The following is a 17316-nucleotide window of genomic DNA, read 5'->3' as shown; positions in this document are numbered from 1 at the left end:
GGGGCATAGGGCCCCTTTTACGCACGCTTCCGGATTGCCTTTCCCTGCCCGAGGCTTGGGCACCTGGGTGCCGGCCGCCGTCGTGCCTTCCGGTGAGTGATAACGACAGCTCACCTTTGGGCTGGAATGGGGTCTAGTGGAACTGGCCCTCTTCGGTCGATCCGACCAGGGCGAGGGTGGATGCGTTCGGGTTGAGCGCAGTGGAGATGTCGTCGAAGTAGCCGGTGCCGACTTCGCGCTGGTGCTTGGTTGCGGTGTAGCCGCGGGACTCGGAGGCGAATTCCTTTTCCTGCAGTTCGACGTAGGCGCTCATGCCTTCGCGGGCGTAGCCGTGGGCGAGGTCGAACATCGAGTAGTTCAGGGCGTGGAATCCGGCCAGGGTGATGAACTGGAACGTGAAGCCCATGGCGCCGAGTTCACGCTGGAACTTGGCGATGGTGGCGTCGTCCAGGTGCTTGCGCCAGTTGAACGAGGGCGAGCAGTTGTAGGAGAGCATCTGGTCCGGGAACTCGGCCTTGACGGATTCGGCGAACTTGCGGGCCAGCTCCAGGTCCGGGGTGCCGGTCTCCATCCAGATGAGGTCGGAGTACGGGGCGTAGGCCTTGGCGCGGGCGATGCACGGTTCGATCCCGTTGCGGACCTTGTAGAAGCCTTCCGGGGTGCGTTCGCCAGTGATGAACTCCTGATCCCGTTCGTCGACGTCGGAGGTGATCAGGGTGGCTGCCTCGGCGTCGGTGCGGGCGATGACGACGGACGGGGTGCCGGCGACGTCGGCGGCCAGGCGGGCCGCGTTCAGCGTGCGGACGTGCTGCTGGGTCGGGATGAGGACCTTGCCGCCGAGGTGGCCGCACTTCTTCTCCGAGGCGAGCTGGTCTTCCCAGTGAACGCCCGAGGCGCCGGCCTGGATCATGGACTTCATCAGCTCGTAGGCGTTGAGCGGTCCGCCGAAGCCGGCCTCGGCGTCGGCGACGATCGGCACCAGCCAGTCCTCGACGGTCTGGATGCCCTCGGAGAACTCGATCTGGTCGGCGCGGAGCAGGGCGTTGTTGATGCGGCGGACCACCGTGGGAACCGAATTCGCCGGGTACAGCGACTGGTCCGGGTAGGTGTGGCCGGAGTTGTTGGCATCGGCGGCGACCTGCCAGCCCGAAAGGTAGATGGCACGGAGGCCGGCCTTGACCTGCTGCACGGCCTGGTTGCCGGTCAGCGCGCCCAGTGCGTTGGTGTAGCCGCCGGTCTTGTGCTCTTCGGTGAGCTGCTTCCACAGCTTCTCGGAGCCGCGGCGGGCCAGCGTGTGTTCTTCGGAGACCCGGCCGCGGAGACGGACGACGTCGGCGGCTGAGTAGTCCCGAGTGACGCCTTCCCAGCGCGGGTTGGCAGCCCACTCGAGCTCCAGTGCGGCGGCCTGCTGCTCGGGCGTCTGCTGGTTGGGCTCAAATGCTGCAGTCATCGTTGATCTCCTTGTTAGCTCCCGGGCCATTCCGGGAAGTTTTTCCGGCCGGCCGTCCCTGCGCCTTTGCAGGTCCGGCCAGTTTCCGGAGGGGTTTTCCTTCGTGACACCTACTTTTCTGCACTTTCAAAGCGCTTTCTAGAGGAAAAAGCTGGAAAGAAATGCACTTCTTCACGTATTCTTCAGAAATGTCGCCTTCAAGCTGGAACCGGGAAGTTTCGCAGCCGCCGTCGTCGCCGCCGTCGGCCGAACTGGACGTCATTGCGCTGGGCCGCCGGGTTCGCCACCTGCGCAAACAGGCGGGCCTGACGCTCGATGACCTGAGTGCCGCCGTCGGGACCGCACCGAGCCAGCTCAGCCTCATTGAGAACGGCAAGCGGGAACCAAAACTCGGGCTGCTGCAGCACCTGGCCGGGGCGTTCGGCGTCGGAATTGACCAGCTGCTGGGAGCCGAGCCGCCCAGCCGCCGGGCAGGCCTGGAAATCGAGCTCGAACGGTACCAGCGCGGACCGCTGTACGAGTCCCTGAACCTGCCCAAAATCCGCATCAGCTCGCGGTTGCCGATGGATGTCCTGGAGGCCCAGGTGGGGCTGCTTCAGGAGCTCGAACGCAAGATGAACGAACAGGTGGCGACGCCCGAGGAAGCCCGCCGCGCAAACGGCGAGCTGCGGGCCATGATGCGTGAACGCGGCAACTACTTTCCCGAGTACGAAGCCGAGGCACAGAAGGTGCTCAAGGAGGTCGGTTACACGACCGGGCCGCTGAGCCAGCACGTCATCGCAGACATCGCAGAGCACCTCGGATTCACCCTCCACCACGTGGGTGACCTGCCGCATTCCACCCGTTCGGTGACCGATTTGAAGAACCGCAAAATTTACCTGACACAGAGTGAGCGGCAGGACCACGACCCCCGCTCTGTGCTGCTGCAGGCCCTGGGGCACTACGTCCTGGGACATGAGACGCCACGGAACTACGGTGATTTCCTGGCCCAGCGGGTGGCGACGAACTATTTCGCGGCGGCGCTCCTGCTGCCGGAGCAGGCCACCGTGGAATTTTTGCAAAAAGCCAAGTCGGCGAAGGAGATCGCGGTGGAGGACATCCGCGACGCCTTCGCCGTGTCGTACGAGACCGCCGCCCACCGTTTCACCAACCTGGCCACCAAGCACCTGGGCATCACCACGCATTTCCAGAAGACCCACCAGAGCGGGATCATTTACAAGGCCTACGAGAACGACGGCGTGAACTTCCCGCAGGACCACACCGGGGCTATCGAGGGGCAGCCGTCCTGCAAGGCCTGGACCTCCCGCGCCGTGTTCGACGTGCCGGACAAGTTCAGCGCCTACAGCCAGTACACGGACACGCCGTCGGGCACGTACTGGTGCACGGCGCGCACGGACCGGTCGGCCAGCGGGCAGTTCTCGCTGAGCATCGGGGTCCCGTACCAGCACGTGAAGTGGTTCCGCGGACGGGAAACGACGGCCCGGGCAACGTCCAACTGCCCCGACCCCAACTGCTGCAAACGGCCGCCGGCGGCGCTGACATCCGAGTGGGCGGGCAATGCCTGGCCGTCCGCCCGGGCCCACTCCCACCTGCTGGCTGCGATGCCCCCCGGTGCCTTCCCCGGCGTGGACGAGACCGAGGTGTACACGTTCCTGCAGGCCCACTCGGGCAGCTGACGGACGCTTCCTTACCCGTGGAGTGACCGGTATGCCCCGGCCGCTGCGGGGTGCAGCGGGATGCCGGCAGTGTTGATGAGGGTCTCGGTGCTGAGGAACTGCACACCAAGGCTGGACTCCGGTATCAGTTCTCCGGCGTAGTGCACCAGCAGGTCCACGGTCCGCTTCACCGTGTCGTGGTCCAGGTCCTCGCGGCAGAGCAGGAGGTTGGCGGCTCCCACCGTCCACACCGCGGGAACCCCGGGGTAGCTGCCCGCGGGAATGAGGACCCGGTCATAGTAGGCGCCGTATTGCTGACGCAGCCGTGGCAGCAGGGCTGACAGGTCCAGCAGCGCCAGCGGCACGTCCTGTTGAGCGGCGGCAATGGCGGCCGTGGGCACGCCGCCCGACCAGAACAGTGCATCCACCGACCCTGCCTTCAGCGCGGCAAGGCCGTCATTCAGCCCAAGGCTCATGACGACGACGGCCCCCGCCGAGGGTCCCGCACCTTCCGCAGATGTGTTCAGGCCGGCCGCTTCGATGAGCCGGGGAGTGGTCAGCGACGTTCCGGATCCGGGCTGCCCCACGGCGACCCGGCGGCCGGCGAGCTGCGAAAAGCTGCGGATCCCGCTGTCTTTCCGCACCACGCAGTGCACGTAGTTTTCGTAGACCTTCCCGAGCGCCGCCACCTTTACCGGCCTATCCGGCAGGCTGTTCCGCTGGGCGGTGGAATCGGCAAGAGCCACTGCAAAGGTGGCTCTGCCAGCCAGCACCTCAGCCAGGTTATCCAGGCTGCCGCCGGTGGGGAGCGCCTTGGCGTGGTCGGCCACCCCGTGCCGTTCCAGCGACGCTGCGAGGAGGGTGGAAAATTCCAGGTAGAACCCGCCCGACTCGCCGCCAGCGACGGTCAGCAGGCCGGGACGGTTCTTGCCGGTGCATGAACTCAGGGCAGGCGGCAGGAGCGCCAGAAATCCACTCGTGAGGCTGGCCTTTAGGACAGCCCGCCGCGGCAGAGTCGCCGGCAGCCCAGCAGCCTCAGGCATCGGGACAGTCCTTCCCGGGGGCTGGCGCGTGAGCAGGGGCACGGAATTCGATCCGGGCCGCCAGGCCCCGGGGTTCGGCTTCAGTCAACACCAGCCGGCCACCGTTGGCAGCAGCGAGCTTGCCCACAATGGTCATTCCCAGGCCGGTGCCGCGGACTGTGGAATGCCGCTGCGCCCGCCAGAACCTGGTGGTTGCGGCGGCGCGTTCTTCGGCGGAAAGCCCTGGGCCGTCGTCGGAAATCTCCACTGTCACGGTGTCCGGATGTACTCGGACCGCTGCCCTCACTGTTGCCGCGGGGGCGTACTTAATCGCGTTGTTGAGGAGTTCTGCAACCATTTGCCCCAGCTCCGCGGGGTGGCAGGCCACCAACACAGGGGGCTGGGGCGGTTCTGCCAGGACGAGCCGTGAACCGGCTCGCCGTGCGGCGGCCCCTGCCCGCTCCACTTCCCCCTGCAGGACGGGATAGGGGTCCACCGGCCCGGGAGGTTTTCCGGAGGGGGAACTGCTGAACGGCCGGGCTGAGTCTTCAGATACCCGGTGTTCGGCCGCAGCCAGTTTCAGCACGCCGTCCAGGATCTCCTCCACGCGTTCCAGTTCTGCCAGGGCGCTGGCCGCGGCGTCATGCTCCCGGGCCGTCTTCAGCTCAAGCTGGAGAACGTCCAGGCGCAGCCGCAGGGCCGCTATCGGGTTGCGCAGCTGGTGGGATGTGTCGGCTATCAGCTGGCGCTGCGATTCGATGCTGGCACTCATGGTCTGCGCCATTGCAGTGAACGACCTGCTCAGTTCCCGCAGCTCCGGCGGCCCCTCCTCCGGCAGCCGTCCGGCCCGCCCAGTTTCCTCAAGCTCGGTGACGGCTGCGTTCAGCCGGTGCACGGGGCGCAGCACCCATCCCGTTAGGCGGGCGGCAGCAAGCAGCAGTACGGCCGCGAGGACAGCCGCGGCAGCAGCCACCACCACCCACCGTTCCAGCAGCTTCTGCCGCGCCGTATGGAGGTCCACGTCCAGGACCACGGCGCCCAGAACCTGGCTGGCACTGCCGAAGGAGCGGGAAATGACTTCTGAGCCGGAGCTGAAGGGCTGCAGCGTGGCGAGGGATGTGTCATTGAGGTTGAGCTGCGCCCGGGTCAGCGCCTCCTGTACATCAGCCCGGTCTTCACTGAGTCCGCCCGAGCGCGCGGTGCCCTGCTGGAGCCGGACCACAATGCCTTCTCCGTACAGTGCGGAGTAAGTGTCCATCTCTCGCTGCAGCCGCGACGTGTCACCGTCCCCGGCCGCGTCATAGGCCACCTGCGCCAGCCGGTTCAGTGAGGCCACCCGGTTTATCTGGAGTTCCTGGGTGAGTTCCCTGGCAGCGGAGGTCAGTATGGTGCCGGACACCAGGAATACCAGCAGCAGACAGAGCACGCTGAGGATGCCGAGAACACGGAGCCTCACTCCGGATCCGCTTCGATCCGGTAGCCCACGCCGCGGACATTGATGATTAAGCCGGGTTTTTGCAGTTTCGCCCGCAGCCCCGTCAGGTGCACGTCAAGTGACCGTGAGGAAGCCAGAAAAGCATCGCCCCACAGGGCGTCAAGGATCTGCTCTCGGGTGACCACGGACCCTGCATGGCGGGCCAGAAGGGCCAGGAGCTCGAACTCGGTGGCGGTCAGCGGCACCGTTTCCCCCGCCCTGCTGGCTGCCCGCCGGTCCAGGTCGATTTCCAGGTCGTCCACCACGACGGTGTGCGGCGTGCTCCCGCTGCTGCGCCGGGCACGCCTGGTGACAGCTTCGATCCGCGCCAGCAGTTCCACGAGCTTGACCGGCTTGACCAGATAGTCATCAGCACCGGAGCGCAGCCCGAGCACCACGCTGCGCTCGTCGTCGCGCGCAGTGAGGATCAGGATGGGGCAGCCGGTGACCTGACGAAGTTTTCGCAGCACATCCAGCCCGTCCATGTCGGGCAACCCCAGGTCCAGGAGGATCACCTCGAACCTGCGGTGGGTCAGGAGCGCATCAGCTCCGCGGGACACTCGCGTGGTCTTATGTCCGGCGGTTGCGACGGCTGCGGTCAGGGCTCCGGCCATGGCGTCGTCGTCCTCGACGATGAGCACTTCCATGGGCATGTCCTTGTACGTTGATGCAAAGCCTGGCTGCTGAATCCGAGCGATCAGTCCCGCGGCAAGACCCGGCCGGTGCGCCCGGCCGCATAGTCCCTTCTGGAGATTACCGCTTTGCCGGCTTTTTCGCCCGCCGCAGGAGCAGACCCGCGTGCGGCAACCGCAAACCAGCCCCGAAACTTAAGGAAGTGTTAGGAAATCCCGTTTCGCGTTGGTAGTGCGCTGGATCACCCCTAGTTTGGATAGGGTCCTCCGCGCTTCCGGGAGGCCGTTCTTGCTAAGGAAGGTTCATTGATGAGCACCCAGCACGCCGCGCCGCTGAATGAGGCAGCACAAACCCGTCGAGCCGTCGGCAACATCCTCAAAGGCTCCGCCGGAAACCTCGTGGAGTGGTACGACCTCTACGTCTACACCGTCTTCGCCGCTTACTTCCAGGCCCACTTCTTCAACTCCAAGGATGAACTCCAAGCTGGCCTGGAAGCGATGGCGGTGTTCTCGACGTCGTTCCTGATGCGTCCCATCGGCGCTTGGTTCTTCGGCCGGTACGCCGACCGCAACGGCCGGAAAGCGGCCCTGACCCTCAGCGTGACGCTGATGTCCGCCGGATCCTTCGCCATCGCCGTGCTGCCCACCCAGGACGTCATCGGCATCTGGGCCATGGTCCTGCTGGTTCTGATCCGGGTTCTTCAGGGATTCTCGGTGGGCGGCGAATACGGTACCAGCGCCACCTACATGTCGGAGGCGGCCACCTCCAAGCGCCGTGGCTTCTTCTCCAGCTTCCAGTACGTGACACTGGTGGGCGGCCAGATGCTGGCACTCCTGGTCCTCGTGATCCTGCAGAACGTCCTGGGCAAAGACATGCTCAACGAGTGGGGCTGGCGTATTCCGTTCGCCATCGGCGGCGTGGCTGCACTCGTCGTCCTCTGGCTCCGCCGGTCCATGGAGGAGACAGTTTCCGAGGAGCAGGTCCAGGCAGCCAAGGCTCCCGCCGCAGCCGGCGAAGCCCAGCCGGGCACCCTGCGGCTGCTGTTCACCCAGCACTGGAAGCCTCTGCTGGTCTGCATCGGCATCACTCTAGGCGGCACGGTTGCGTTCTACACCTACACCAACTTCATCCTGAAGTTCATGAACGATACATCCGGCATCGCCAAGACGGACACGTCCGTGATCAACTTCTGGGCGCTGTTCATCTTCATGCTGCTCCAGCCCGTCTACGGCATCATTTCCGACAAAGTGGGCCGCAAGCCGCTGCTCCTCTGGTTCGGCATCACCGGTGTGCTCTTCACCTGGCCGCTGCTCTCCTCCCTGGCCGGTACCAAGGATCCCTTTACCGCCTTCCTGCTGATGATGGGCGGCCTGCTGATCGTGGGCGGTTACACGTCCATCAACGCGCTCGTGAAGGCCGAGCTGTTCCCGGCCTCCATCCGCGCGCTCGGCGTCGGTCTGGGCTACGCCGTGGCCAACTCGCTGTTCGGCGGCACCGTCCCGCTGATCGGCGCCGCACTGCAGAAGTCCGGCCAAGTGGACCTCTTCTTCACCTACGTCACCGTGGCCATCGCCATCTCGCTGGCGGTTTACGTCTTCTGCCTGCGGAACAAGAAGTCCACCCACTTGGACCACGAACAGGGTCACGCCTGGTCGCCGGACCGCAAGGACGACGATAAGGACCTGGTGGACGCCTAGCGTCCAGGCGCCAAGCTCCCAGGAGAGTACGACGGCGGGTGGCCGGCAACGCGGTTCCGTACGGGGCCGGGCCGGGCCCCGCCGTCGTCGTCTGTCCGGCCCGCGTTCAGGCTGCCCGACTATATTGGGCCCTGTCAGTTGATCAACCTGTCAGCTGTCCCAGACGTTCGCGGGAGTGTGCACTCATGGCCAAGGAACTCGCAGTCCAGCTCATTGAACAACTCCACGCTGCCGGTGTGCAGCGGATCTACGGGATTGTGGGGGACAGCCTGAATCCCATCGTCGACGCCGTCCGACAGACCGGCGGCTCACAGCAGGGCGGCATTGACTGGATCCATGTCAGGCATGAAGAGGCGGCAGCTTTCGCCGCCGCTGCCGAAGCCCAGCTGACAGGGAAGCTTGCCGTATGTGCCGGCTCCTGCGGCCCCGGCAACCTGCACCTGATCAACGGCCTGTACGACGCGAACCGTTCCGGCGCACCAGTACTGGCCATCGCCTCTCACATCCCGAGCAAGCAGATCGGCAGCGGCTTCTTCCAGGAAACCCATCCGGACCGGATCTTCAACGAATGCTCCGTCTACTCGGAGCTCATCAGCACGGCGGAACAGGCGCCGCGGGTGATGCACAGCGCGATCCAGCACGCCGTTGCGTTGGGCGGCGTCGCCGTCGTCACCCTTCCCGGCGATATCGCCGGGCTGGAGGCTACCGGGGAAACCCCGCTGCCCGCAAAGTTCCGGCCCGCCACGCTGACACCGGCACCGGAAAGTGTCCAGGAACTCGCCGAGGCCATCAACGCCGCGGGCAAGGTCGCCATCTTCGCCGGCGCAGGCACGAAGGGAGCCCATGACGAGGTCGTTGCGCTCGCGGAACTGATTGGCGCCCCGGTCGGCCACACGCTGCGGGGCAAGGACTTCCTGCAGTACGACAATCCCTACGACATCGGCATGACCGGGCTGCTGGGTTACGGTGCCGCGGCCGAGGGGATCGAGGACGCGGACCTGCTGATCCTGCTGGGCACGGACTTTCCGTATGACCAGTTCCTCCCCGGCACCCGGACCGCCCAAGTGGACCGCGCCGCCCACCGGCTGGGCCGGCGAACCGACGTCGACATCGCCGTCCACGGCGACGTGCTGCCCACGCTCACGGCCCTGATCCCCCTGCTGGAACGCAAAAAGAACCGCCGCTTCCTCAACCAGATGCTCAAGAAGCATGACCGGCTCATGAACAAGGCCGTGGGCGCCTACACCCGCAAAGTGGAAAAGAAGCAGCCGATCCACCCGGAATACGCGGCCTCGCTGCTGGACCAGGTGGCGGCCGAGGACGCCATCTTCACGGCGGACACCGGCATGTGCAACGTCTGGATCGCCCGCTATATCAACCCGCTGGGCACCCGCCGGCTGATCGGCTCCTACCTGCACGGCTCCATGGCCAATGCACTGCCGCACGCGGTTGGGGCGCAGCTGGCGTACCCCGGACGCCAGGTCATTTCGGTCTCGGGCGACGGCGGCCTGTCCATGCTCCTCGGCGAGCTCATCACTGTGGCCGCGCACCGGTTGCCGGTCAACGTGGTGCTCTTCAACAACTCCACCCTGGGCATGGTCAAACTGGAGATGCTGGTGGACGGCCTGCCGGACTTCGGCGTGGACGTGCCCGACGCCGACTATGCCGCCGTGGCCCGTGCCCTCGGCTTCCATGCCGTCCGGGTCACGGATCCCGCCCGGATCGAGGACGCGTACCGTGAGGCCTTCGCCCATCCGGGGCCGTCGCTGGTGGAGCTCATCACGGATCCGAAGGCATTGTCGATTCCGCCGAAAATCACCGGCTCCCAGGTCCTTGGGTTCGCCACCGCTATGTCGAAGGTGGTCCTGAACCGTGGCGCCGGTGAGGCCGTGAGCATGGCGCGCAGCAACCTGCGGAATATCCCGCGGCGGTAGTGTGCGGGGCGGTAGTGTGCGGGGCGTTAGGTGCGCCGGGCGGCAGGTTCCAGCGGACGACGGCGGGCCGGCCCGCCGTCGTCCGCTCCCCGCCGCCGTAACCAGATCAACGGCAGGGTGACCGGCGCGCCACCCCGGCCTGAGCACACCATCGACTTCAACCGGCCATTCCATTACCAGATCGTGCACGTTGAAACCGGGTTGCCACTTTTCATGTGAACCGTGGCCGACCCCCGCCCCTGACCAAAACCCTTCCTCAGGTCCTGCAGCGAAACCCGGAACCCTCCCTCATGAGCTGAGGATGGGTTTCCGGTTTTGCTGCGAAAGGTGAGGAAGGGTCCCGGCCAAGGCCTAGCGCGGGCCGCCCTGCCAGAGGGCGTCGAACGGGGCGCCGGAGGCCACACGGTTGCGGATGCCTGCGGTCACGAAGTCCTTCGCCGTCCGGGCCGCCTCCAGCGGTGAAGCGCCCTTGGCCAGCTCCGCCGTAACAGCCGCGGCGAGCGAGCAGCCGGCTCCGGAGACTGCCACCTCGCCCACCTTCGGCGCCGTCAGGACCTCGAGGGTTTCGCCATCGTAGAAAACGTCGACGGCGTCGGGACCGGACAGCCGCACGCCGCCCTTGGCCAGCACCGCGGCGCCGCTCAGCTCGTGGATGCGGACTGCGGCGGCCTTGAGGGACTCGACGTCGGTAATCTCCAGGCCGGACAGCGACTCGGCCTCGAAGTGGTTGGGCGTGACGAACGTGGCCAGCGGCAGGATCTCTGCCTTGAGTGCCTGGTCCGTGTCGAGGGCATGGCCGGGCTCCTGGCCCTTGCAGATCAGCACCGGGTCCAGGACAACGTTGCTGAACGAACCCGAAGCCAGTGCGGCGGCCACTGTCGAAATGGTGGCCGGGCTGCCCAGCATGCCGATCTTCACGGTATCCAGCACGGAAGGCGCGCCAGAAGCGGCACCGTAGGCCGCCGTCGTCACCTCCAACTGGTGCGCGATGACTTCCTGGTCCACGGGCACGAAGCGGTGGTTCCAGTCATTCTTCGGGTCGAACGAGACGATGCACGTGAGGTTGGCGATGCCAAAAACGCCGAGTTCCTGGAACGTCTTCAGGTCGGCCTGGGCTCCGGCGCCGCCGGTCGCCTCCGAGCCCGCGATGGTCAGGACGATGGCGGGAGCGGCGGTGGTGCCGGAAACGGCGTCGGGCGCGGTATCGGACGCCAAAGCGGTGGAGTCAAACGCGGTAGAAGTCATGCCCCCATCCTGCCACCGGCCGCGCGCCGCCGGCATTGTGCTCATGAACAGTTTGACCACGACGGCGGGTGGCCGGGCCCGCGGTGACCCTTGGGTCCCCCGGAACGGCAGCCCGCCGTCGTCGTCCCCGGGATTTGGCCGTACGTGTGTCACCCTTCCCGGTGCCGGCCATGGTGGGAGAATGAAGGGCGGTTTCGGCGGCCAGCCGGCGGGACCTGTCCAGTGCTAATACAGCCGGCTTCCATCTCTCTTCGCAGGGACGCAGGCAGCCGAGCGAACCACTACGAATGGAACACCCCATGACCACCGCCCAGTCCTCCATGCCGAAAGCAGCGCCGAAATTCGCCTCGGTAGGTTCCCCCTACTTCGGCATCATGCTTGCGGTCATGGCCGTGGTGCTGATCCTGTCCAACATCGGGGCCTCCAAGGGCGTGGCGCTGGGTCCAATCGTCACGGACGGCGGCTTCTTCCTGTTCCCGCTGGCGTACATCCTGGGTGACGTTATCAGCGAGGTCTACGGCTTCAAGGTGGCCCGGAAAGCCATCGTCACCACGTTTGCCCTGTCGGTCTTCGCCGCGCTTTGCTACTGGGTGATCATCGCCCTTCCTGGCTTCGACGACGACTTCGGCACCGCCAAACAGGCCGCCCTCGAAGGCGCAATCGGCCCCGTTCCGCAGATCGTGCTCGCCTCGCTGCTTGCATTCTTCGCCGGACAGACCATCAATTCCTGGATCCTGGTCCGGATGAAGGCCCGGGCAGGGGAGAAGTCGCTGTGGGCCCGCATCATGAGCTCGTCGGTGGCCGGGGAATTCGTGGACACGCTGATTTTCTGCAGCATCGCGGCCTCGGTGATCGGCATCAGCGATTTTGGCACGTTTGCGAACTACGTGCTGGTCGGCTTCCTCTACAAGACCCTCGTGGAGTTCCTCTTCGTTCCCGTGACCACCCTGGCCATCGGCTGGGTCAAGAAGCGCGAACCCAGCTACGGGGCGTAGGCTCTGCGCCGGCCCGGCATCCTCGAAGCCGCCGGAACCGTGCGAGTTCGCCGGAAGGTTGCGGCGAGTTCGACGGTTTCCGGCGAACTCGCTGCCCGCGAACCCGGGCTCAGAACTTGCGGGGGCGGCTAGCCAGGGCGCGGAGCACACGGTTCTTGAACTGTGCCTCGTTGAACAGGTCCTTCCACTCGACCCGTACGAAGAGCCATCCTTCCTCCGTCAGGGCCTTTTCGCGGAGACGTTCCTGGAAGAACACCTCGTTGGTGGGTTGGAAGTCGAAGTATTTAGCCTTGCCATCAAACTCGAGGGCCACCTTCTCCTCCTTCCAAGCGAAGTCCAGACGGTGCCTCCCGACTCGGCTCAGCACCTCAACCTGCGGCGTAGGCGGCCTGATCTTCAGGCGGAGGATCAGCTCCCGTGTCAGCGTCTCGCCGGGGGATTCCGAACGGGGGTCCGCTGTGGCCAGTGCTCGGCGGAAGGTACGGACGCCCCGCTGCCCGTCCAATGAATCTGCCATGTCCTGCAGTAGGAAGCGGTGGGCACCGAGGCGCAGCGAGTGGTCCATCACGATCAGCGCCTGCCTGTAGTTGAGCATCATGGCGCAATCTGCTGCCGTCCTTTCCAGCGAGGTAACCCGCAGGCCGCCCACCACGGTCACCTCGTGGTCGGAGAACGGGCGAGTATGGCACCTCACATCCTTGCCATGGCGCTCACTGGACGGCTGCACCCGCTGCAGAATGTGGATTGCGTCGTCCACGTTCCAGAGAAAGAGGCGGTGCAGGCGGGCGGCGGAAGTGTGGCTGTAGACGAAGGCGCCGGTCGACGTCGTGCGGGTTCCATGCGCATGCGCGTAAATCAGCTGGCGGCTCCGGACGCGGGCGGACTGGGCATCCCACACGCTTGCACGGAGATAGCAGCCGTAGCGCAGCCGCACAAGGGACCCCGAATCCAGCAAGGACTTGATCGACCGGGAGCCAAAGCCGAGACTGATGAGCTGGTCAGTGCGCCAGAGGTTTCCGGTGGGCGGGAGCACGGGAGCGTTGTTCTTTGGCATGCAACCAGCTTCCGGTGCCGCCGACGATCCGGCGAGGCGCCGCCGTCGCTATGTGGACAACGAGAGATCGCCGGAAAGGTGCGGGATCGCCGTAACCTTCCGGCGATCTGGCTCGTTTCCGGCGAGTTCGACGGCGGCGGCGCGTGGGCGGGTTGGAAACGGCGCGGCGAGGGCGGCGCGGGCCTAGGAGTAGTACCGGCCCAGGGTCTCGGCTTTGAACTCGAAGAAGTCGCCGGAGTCGATCGCCAGCCGGGCGTCGTCCACCATCTTCACCACGAAGCGCTCGTTGTGGATGGAGATGAGCGTGGCGGAGAGCATTTCCTTGGCCTTGAACAGGTGGTGGATGTAGGCCCTCGAATAGTTCAGGCACGCGTAGCAGTCGCAGCCGTCCTGCAGCGGACCGAAGTCGCGCTTGTACTTGGCACCGGAGAGGTTGAAGCGGCCGTCGGGCGTGTAGAACGCCGAGTTGCGGGCCACTCGGGTGGGGGAAACGCAGTCGAAGGTGTCGGCGCCGTTCTCGATGGCCGTGAAGATGTCGTCCGGTTCGGAAATGCCCAGCAGGTGCCGCGGCTTGTTCTCGGGCAGCTCCTCGTTGCACCAGCGCACGATGGTGCCCAGGTTCTCCTTCTCGAGCGCCCCGCCGATCCCGTAGCCGTCGAAGGCCATGGCGCCGAGGTCGCGGCAGGCCTTGCGGCGCAGGTCCTCGTACTGGGCGCCCTGGATCACGCCGAACAGGGCCTGGTACGGCTTGCCCGCGCGCCCGGCCGTGAGCCGGAAGTGTTCCTCAAGGCAGCGGACCGCCCACAGCCGCGTTCGCTCCAGCGACTCCTCCTGGTATCCCCGGGAGTTCTGCAGCGTGGTGAGTTCGTCGAACGCGAACATGATGTCCGCGCCGATCTGGTGCTGGACCTGCATGGAGATCTCGGGGGAGAAACGGTGGCGGTCCCCGTTGAGGTGGCTCTTGAACCACACACCGTCGTCGTCCACGTGGGCCAGGCGCTCCTTGCCGGCGGCCACGGCGTCATCCGGCAGGGGCTGGTCTGGGGATGGCGCAGTCTTCATGTCGATGACCTTCTTGAACCCCGAGCCCAGGCTCATCACCTGGAAGCCGCCGGAATCGGTGAAGGTGGGGCCTCGCCAGTTCATGAACGCGCCGAGGCCGCCGGCTTCGTCCAGGATCTCGGGACCGGGCTGCAGGTACAGGTGGTACGCGTTGGCCAGCAGGGCCTGGGCGCCGAGTTCGGCCATGGACTCCGGAAGGACGGACTTCACCGTGGCCTTGGTGCCGACGGCGATGAATGCGGGCGTCTGGATCTCGCCGTGCGGCGTGGTGATGGTGCCGGTCCGGCCCAGGAACCCGCCTCCGTTGGCGGTCAGCTGCCCGGGGGCAGGGCTGCACGTTTCAGTGAGGCGCTTGCCCACCCGGAAGGAGAACTCCGACTGGCGGGCGGCCGGCACCGGTACAGAAGGGGAAGCTGGTTCAGGATTGGCTGGCACGGTTCAAGTGTGCCAGCTACCAGCGGTGAACCCTCACTGGATGGGTTCTGATGTGGGGTAGTTCTCAGAGCGCCAGTCGTCCCAGAGGGAGCGGATCGTTTCCATGCTGTGGGCGCCGAGATCGTACAGCGAGAGGACCACCATCGAGCCGCCGTCGGGCCTTTTGTCGGGGATCACGGGCTGGTCAGCCACAATCAGCAGGCCCTCTCCGTGCTCCGCGTAGCTGTGTACGGTGAGCCCCACCTGGTGGTTGGTCTTGTGCCAGACCCTGCCCGAGACCTCCTCGCCGGTGCCCAAGGTCAGCGAATACTCCTCGCCGGCGGCAGGGATGTCCTTGAGCCCGAGTTTCTCGATGGCGGAGCCGTCCGCGCCGGGGACGGAGAAGTAGCAGGTGCGGCGCTTGCCGTGGGGATGGCGCTCCAGCGCGAACCGCAGCTGCTGCAGGAAGATCAGCCACCCCTGGGTGATGTCCTCATCCCAGGCAGCCCATTCGGAGTTGTGGTCCACACCGGCGCGGGTGACACTGACCTCAGTTCCCGTGGGCACGGGCTTCAGCGTGAAGACGTCGCCATTGTTGACCGTCAGCGTGGTGTGGTCCGGTCCTTCAACCACGGATTTGCTGAAGTAGATCTCATTGATTTCGCCTGCCAGCTCGTCGGCTTCCCAGCCATGCCATTGCGCGACCTTCGAGGGTTCACGCAGCATCGTCCAAACCTGTGGCGCGTCCGAATTGATCACAACGCTGAGATTGTTCGTCATGGCCTGAATCTACAACTTGGGCGCAACCCGGGCTAGAGGAATTTCCGGTGGAGAACGCGGCAGCCGTACCGCATGGCCGCCTAGCCCCGCACAGACTCCAGTTCGTTGGCAATGCGCCGCTCCAGCTCCGGCGCGCTGATGGTCTGCGATCCGCCGTGGGCGCGCAGGAACAGCAGCGATTCCAGCCGCAGCAGCCGCCACTCGCGCTCGGCCTCGTGGTTGGAGTTGTCGATGGAACGGAAAATCTCTTTGTCGTACAGGTTCGGCTCGTTCAGTGAGCGCTGCCGGACCCGGGCCTGCATCCGCGCCTTGAATGGGTCTGTCTCCTGGTTCTCCGGCGCCCGAAGCAGCTTCTCATACACGGCGGCGCGGTCCTTGTGCCCCGTCTGCCGGCACACGTAGCTGGACAGCGCGAGCGAGGCCTCCACCGACGCCCAGCGACCCGGGTTGCCGTCGAAGGGCAGCACGTTCAGCAGATCGGCCACCGTCAGCGACGCCTCGGCGTCCTTGAGCATGACGAACAGCTCATGCGCGAGGTCGCTGAGGTCCTTCAGGCAGCTGCCGGACTTGGTGTTGATGCCTTTGACCAGCTTGTCGGCCAGCAGTTGCACCCCGACGGAGTCCGGATGGGCCTCCGCCACGGCTTCCACCACGGATTCGGGCGTCCCGGAGGGCTCCGGGATCAGGGCCAGGTCGTCCGCGCTGGGGCCGACCACCGCCGGGGTGGTGGACGGCAGGGGAGGAACGACGACGGCGGCAGGCGCCGTCCGCGCAGGCTCCCCAGCTGTTTCGTTCCCCACTACGGAAAGGGGAGTGCCGGCGTCGGACGCCTGGGCGTCCGCCCTTTCCGCGTCAGCGTCCGTCCCTTGCGCGTCACCGTCCGCCGTTCCGGCACCGTCTGCGATGGCAGCGTCTTCGACGACGGCAGTGTTTCCAGCGGCATTGTCCGCGGTTTCCGGGGAGGGGGAGTCGTCAACCGCGGGTTCTGGGATCCGGACGGACGAGCCGGCAGCGATGCGCAGCGTGCCGCCGCCGGTGAGGGTCGCAAGGATGATGGCAGGGCTGCCGAAATCATCCGTTTCGACTTCCACCGAGTGGATTTCCGCGGACCGCTCGCCGTCCGGCAGGAGAAGGTGGTCGCCCGCCCGCAGAGAGCCCGCCTGCTGTTCACGGTAGGTCTTGGCAGCTGCAGGGTGGTTCATCGGGAGTCCTTAAGTTCTCTTGCGGTCCGCCCAACAGTCTACAAAGGAGAGGGTGCGAAGTCGGGGAGGCACGGGCGCCCGGGCGTCAACTGCCGACGCCGGCGTAGGCCAGGGCCTGCCGCACCAGGGCGCCGCGGCCGCCGCTGAACTCCAGCTGCACGCCGTCGCTGAGCACTTCCTGGGGCGTCATCCAGGTCAGCTCGAGCGCGTCCTGGCGGGGTTCGCATTCGCCGGTCACGGGGATGATGTAGGCCAGTGATACGGCGTGCTGGCGGTCATCGGTGAACCCTGTGTGGGAGGGGGCTGGGAAATATTCGGCCACGGTGAACGGCACCGGGCTGATGGGGAGCTGGGGGAATGCCAGCGGGCCGAGGTCCTTTTCCATGTGGCGCAGCAGGGCAGCGCGGATGGTCTCACGGTAGAGCACCCGGCCGGAGACGAGGGACCGGACCATGGTGCCGTCCTCGTCCGCCTGCAGGAGCGTGCCCACCTCGTTCACAAACCCAAGTGGATCCAGCCGGACCGGCACCGCCTCCACGTAGACCATCGGGAGCCTGCCTCTGGCTTCGAAGAGATCCTCGTCCGAGAGCCAGCCGGGGTTGGGGTCAGGGGTGCGCACGTTCATGAATCATTTTTACCCCATCGCCACCGGTCCGGCCGCCGAGGCGTGAGATCCCGACGCTTGGCGGCGGGCAAAGC

Annotated in this window: 14 protein-coding genes; 4 read left to right on the top strand and 10 right to left on the bottom strand. The window is 66.0% G+C overall.

All coding sequences use genetic code 11. The features are described 5' to 3' along the window. Positions 1–133: 133 nt before the first annotated feature. Positions 134–1450 carry an isocitrate lyase gene (gene aceA, locus AC57BR_RS03715; RefSeq protein ID WP_496358409.1) on the bottom strand — a complete coding sequence of 439 codons (1317 nt, stop codon included), beginning with the start codon at positions 1448–1450 and terminating at the stop codon, positions 134–136. A 161-nt stretch (positions 1451–1611) separates the two neighbouring features. On the opposite strand from aceA, the gene AC57BR_RS03710 reads away from it, so the two are divergent. After that, on the top strand, positions 1612–3126 hold the full coding sequence (locus tag AC57BR_RS03710) for a helix-turn-helix domain-containing protein (RefSeq protein WP_496358408.1): 1515 nt from the start codon (positions 1612–1614) through the stop codon (positions 3124–3126). 11 nt (positions 3127–3137) lie between these two features. Here the strand turns inward: AC57BR_RS03710 and AC57BR_RS03705 are convergent, their stop codons facing one another. The 3 genes from AC57BR_RS03705 to AC57BR_RS03695 are packed head-to-tail and all read right to left on the bottom strand — an operon-like array spanning position 3138 to position 6248. After that, on the bottom strand, positions 3138–4148 hold the full coding sequence (locus tag AC57BR_RS03705) for a TAXI family TRAP transporter solute-binding subunit (protein WP_496358407.1): 1011 nt from the start codon (positions 4146–4148) through the stop codon (positions 3138–3140). Further along, positions 4141–5583 carry a sensor histidine kinase gene (locus AC57BR_RS03700; RefSeq protein WP_496358406.1) on the bottom strand — a complete coding sequence of 481 codons (1443 nt, stop codon included), beginning with the start codon at positions 5581–5583 and terminating at the stop codon, positions 4141–4143. The genes AC57BR_RS03705 and AC57BR_RS03700 overlap by 8 nt, the downstream gene beginning before the upstream one ends. After that, positions 5580–6248: a response regulator transcription factor gene (locus tag AC57BR_RS03695; protein ID WP_496358405.1), complete on the bottom strand. Its 669-nt coding sequence runs from the start codon at positions 6246–6248 to the stop codon at positions 5580–5582. The genes AC57BR_RS03700 and AC57BR_RS03695 overlap by 4 nt, the downstream gene beginning before the upstream one ends. 294 nt (positions 6249–6542) lie before the next feature. On the opposite strand from AC57BR_RS03695, the gene AC57BR_RS03690 reads away from it, so the two are divergent. Both AC57BR_RS03690 and AC57BR_RS03685 read left to right on the top strand, forming a co-directional pair. Continuing rightward, complete coding sequence (locus AC57BR_RS03690) at positions 6543–7931, top strand: MFS transporter (RefSeq protein ID WP_496358404.1); 1389 nt, start codon at positions 6543–6545, stop codon at positions 7929–7931. 185 nt (positions 7932–8116) lie between these two features. Beyond that, on the top strand, positions 8117–9865 hold the full coding sequence (locus tag AC57BR_RS03685) for a pyruvate dehydrogenase (RefSeq protein WP_496358403.1): 1749 nt from the start codon (positions 8117–8119) through the stop codon (positions 9863–9865). Between the two features lie 351 nt (positions 9866–10216). Here AC57BR_RS03685 and AC57BR_RS03680 read toward each other — a convergent pair whose 3' ends face one another. Continuing rightward, entirely contained in the window at positions 10217–11110 is an 894-nt protein-coding gene (locus AC57BR_RS03680) for a hydroxymethylpyrimidine/phosphomethylpyrimidine kinase (RefSeq protein WP_496358402.1), read from the bottom strand. Between the two features lie 299 nt (positions 11111–11409). Between AC57BR_RS03680 and AC57BR_RS03675 the strand changes: the two genes are divergently transcribed. After that, positions 11410–12105, top strand: a complete 696-nt coding sequence (locus tag AC57BR_RS03675; protein ID WP_496358401.1) for a queuosine precursor transporter — start codon at positions 11410–11412, stop codon at positions 12103–12105. A gap of 109 nt (positions 12106–12214) precedes the next feature. Here AC57BR_RS03675 and AC57BR_RS03670 read toward each other — a convergent pair whose 3' ends face one another. From AC57BR_RS03670 to AC57BR_RS03650, 5 genes are all read right to left on the bottom strand, one after another. Continuing rightward, positions 12215–13159, bottom strand: coding sequence for a type IV toxin-antitoxin system AbiEi family antitoxin domain-containing protein (locus AC57BR_RS03670; protein ID WP_496358400.1), 945 nt, complete (start codon positions 13157–13159; stop codon positions 12215–12217). 183 nt (positions 13160–13342) lie between these two features. Then, entirely contained in the window at positions 13343–14656 is a 1314-nt protein-coding gene (gene tgt, locus AC57BR_RS03665; protein WP_496358399.1) for a tRNA guanosine(34) transglycosylase Tgt, read from the bottom strand. 33 nt (positions 14657–14689) lie between these two features. After that, positions 14690–15415 carry an SRPBCC family protein gene (locus AC57BR_RS03660; protein WP_496358398.1) on the bottom strand — a complete coding sequence of 242 codons (726 nt, stop codon included), beginning with the start codon at positions 15413–15415 and terminating at the stop codon, positions 14690–14692. 80 nt (positions 15416–15495) lie between these two features. After that, on the bottom strand, positions 15496–16617 hold the full coding sequence (locus AC57BR_RS03655) for a DUF6707 family protein (protein WP_496358397.1): 1122 nt from the start codon (positions 16615–16617) through the stop codon (positions 15496–15498). Positions 16618–16702: 85 nt separating this feature from the next. Beyond that, a complete protein-coding gene (locus AC57BR_RS03650; protein ID WP_314196182.1) occupies positions 16703–17242 on the bottom strand; it encodes an NUDIX hydrolase family protein in 540 nt (179 codons plus the stop codon). Between the last annotated feature and the right edge of the window lie 74 nt (positions 17243–17316).

This window comes from Arthrobacter sp. BGA-UO-ETr-C19, from assembly GCF_059568005.1.
Note: the sequence above shows the minus strand (reverse complement) of the source record. Positions and strands in the feature narration are given on the sequence as shown.

Excerpts from the sequence above, each read along its gene's own strand:
- AC57BR_RS03690 (WP_496358404.1), top strand. The coding sequence starts at position 6,543 with ATGAGCACCCAGCACGCCGCGCCGCTGAATGAGGCAGCACAAACCCGT.
- AC57BR_RS03705 (WP_496358407.1), bottom strand. The coding sequence starts at position 4,148 with ATGCCTGAGGCTGCTGGGCTGCCGGCGACTCTGCCGCGGCGGGCTGTC.
- AC57BR_RS03675 (WP_496358401.1), top strand. The coding sequence starts at position 11,410 with ATGACCACCGCCCAGTCCTCCATGCCGAAAGCAGCGCCGAAATTCGCC.
- AC57BR_RS03695 (WP_496358405.1), bottom strand. The coding sequence starts at position 6,248 with ATGGAAGTGCTCATCGTCGAGGACGACGACGCCATGGCCGGAGCCCTG.
- AC57BR_RS03655 (WP_496358397.1), bottom strand. The coding sequence starts at position 16,617 with ATGAACCACCCTGCAGCTGCCAAGACCTACCGTGAACAGCAGGCGGGC.
- aceA (WP_496358409.1), bottom strand. The coding sequence starts at position 1,450 with ATGACTGCAGCATTTGAGCCCAACCAGCAGACGCCCGAGCAGCAGGCC.
- AC57BR_RS03650 (WP_314196182.1), bottom strand. The coding sequence starts at position 17,242 with ATGAACGTGCGCACCCCTGACCCCAACCCCGGCTGGCTCTCGGACGAG.
- AC57BR_RS03710 (WP_496358408.1), top strand. The coding sequence starts at position 1,612 with ATGCACTTCTTCACGTATTCTTCAGAAATGTCGCCTTCAAGCTGGAAC.
- AC57BR_RS03660 (WP_496358398.1), bottom strand. The coding sequence starts at position 15,415 with ATGACGAACAATCTCAGCGTTGTGATCAATTCGGACGCGCCACAGGTT.
- AC57BR_RS03670 (WP_496358400.1), bottom strand. The coding sequence starts at position 13,159 with ATGCCAAAGAACAACGCTCCCGTGCTCCCGCCCACCGGAAACCTCTGG.
- AC57BR_RS03680 (WP_496358402.1), bottom strand. The coding sequence starts at position 11,110 with ATGACTTCTACCGCGTTTGACTCCACCGCTTTGGCGTCCGATACCGCG.
- AC57BR_RS03685 (WP_496358403.1), top strand. The coding sequence starts at position 8,117 with ATGGCCAAGGAACTCGCAGTCCAGCTCATTGAACAACTCCACGCTGCC.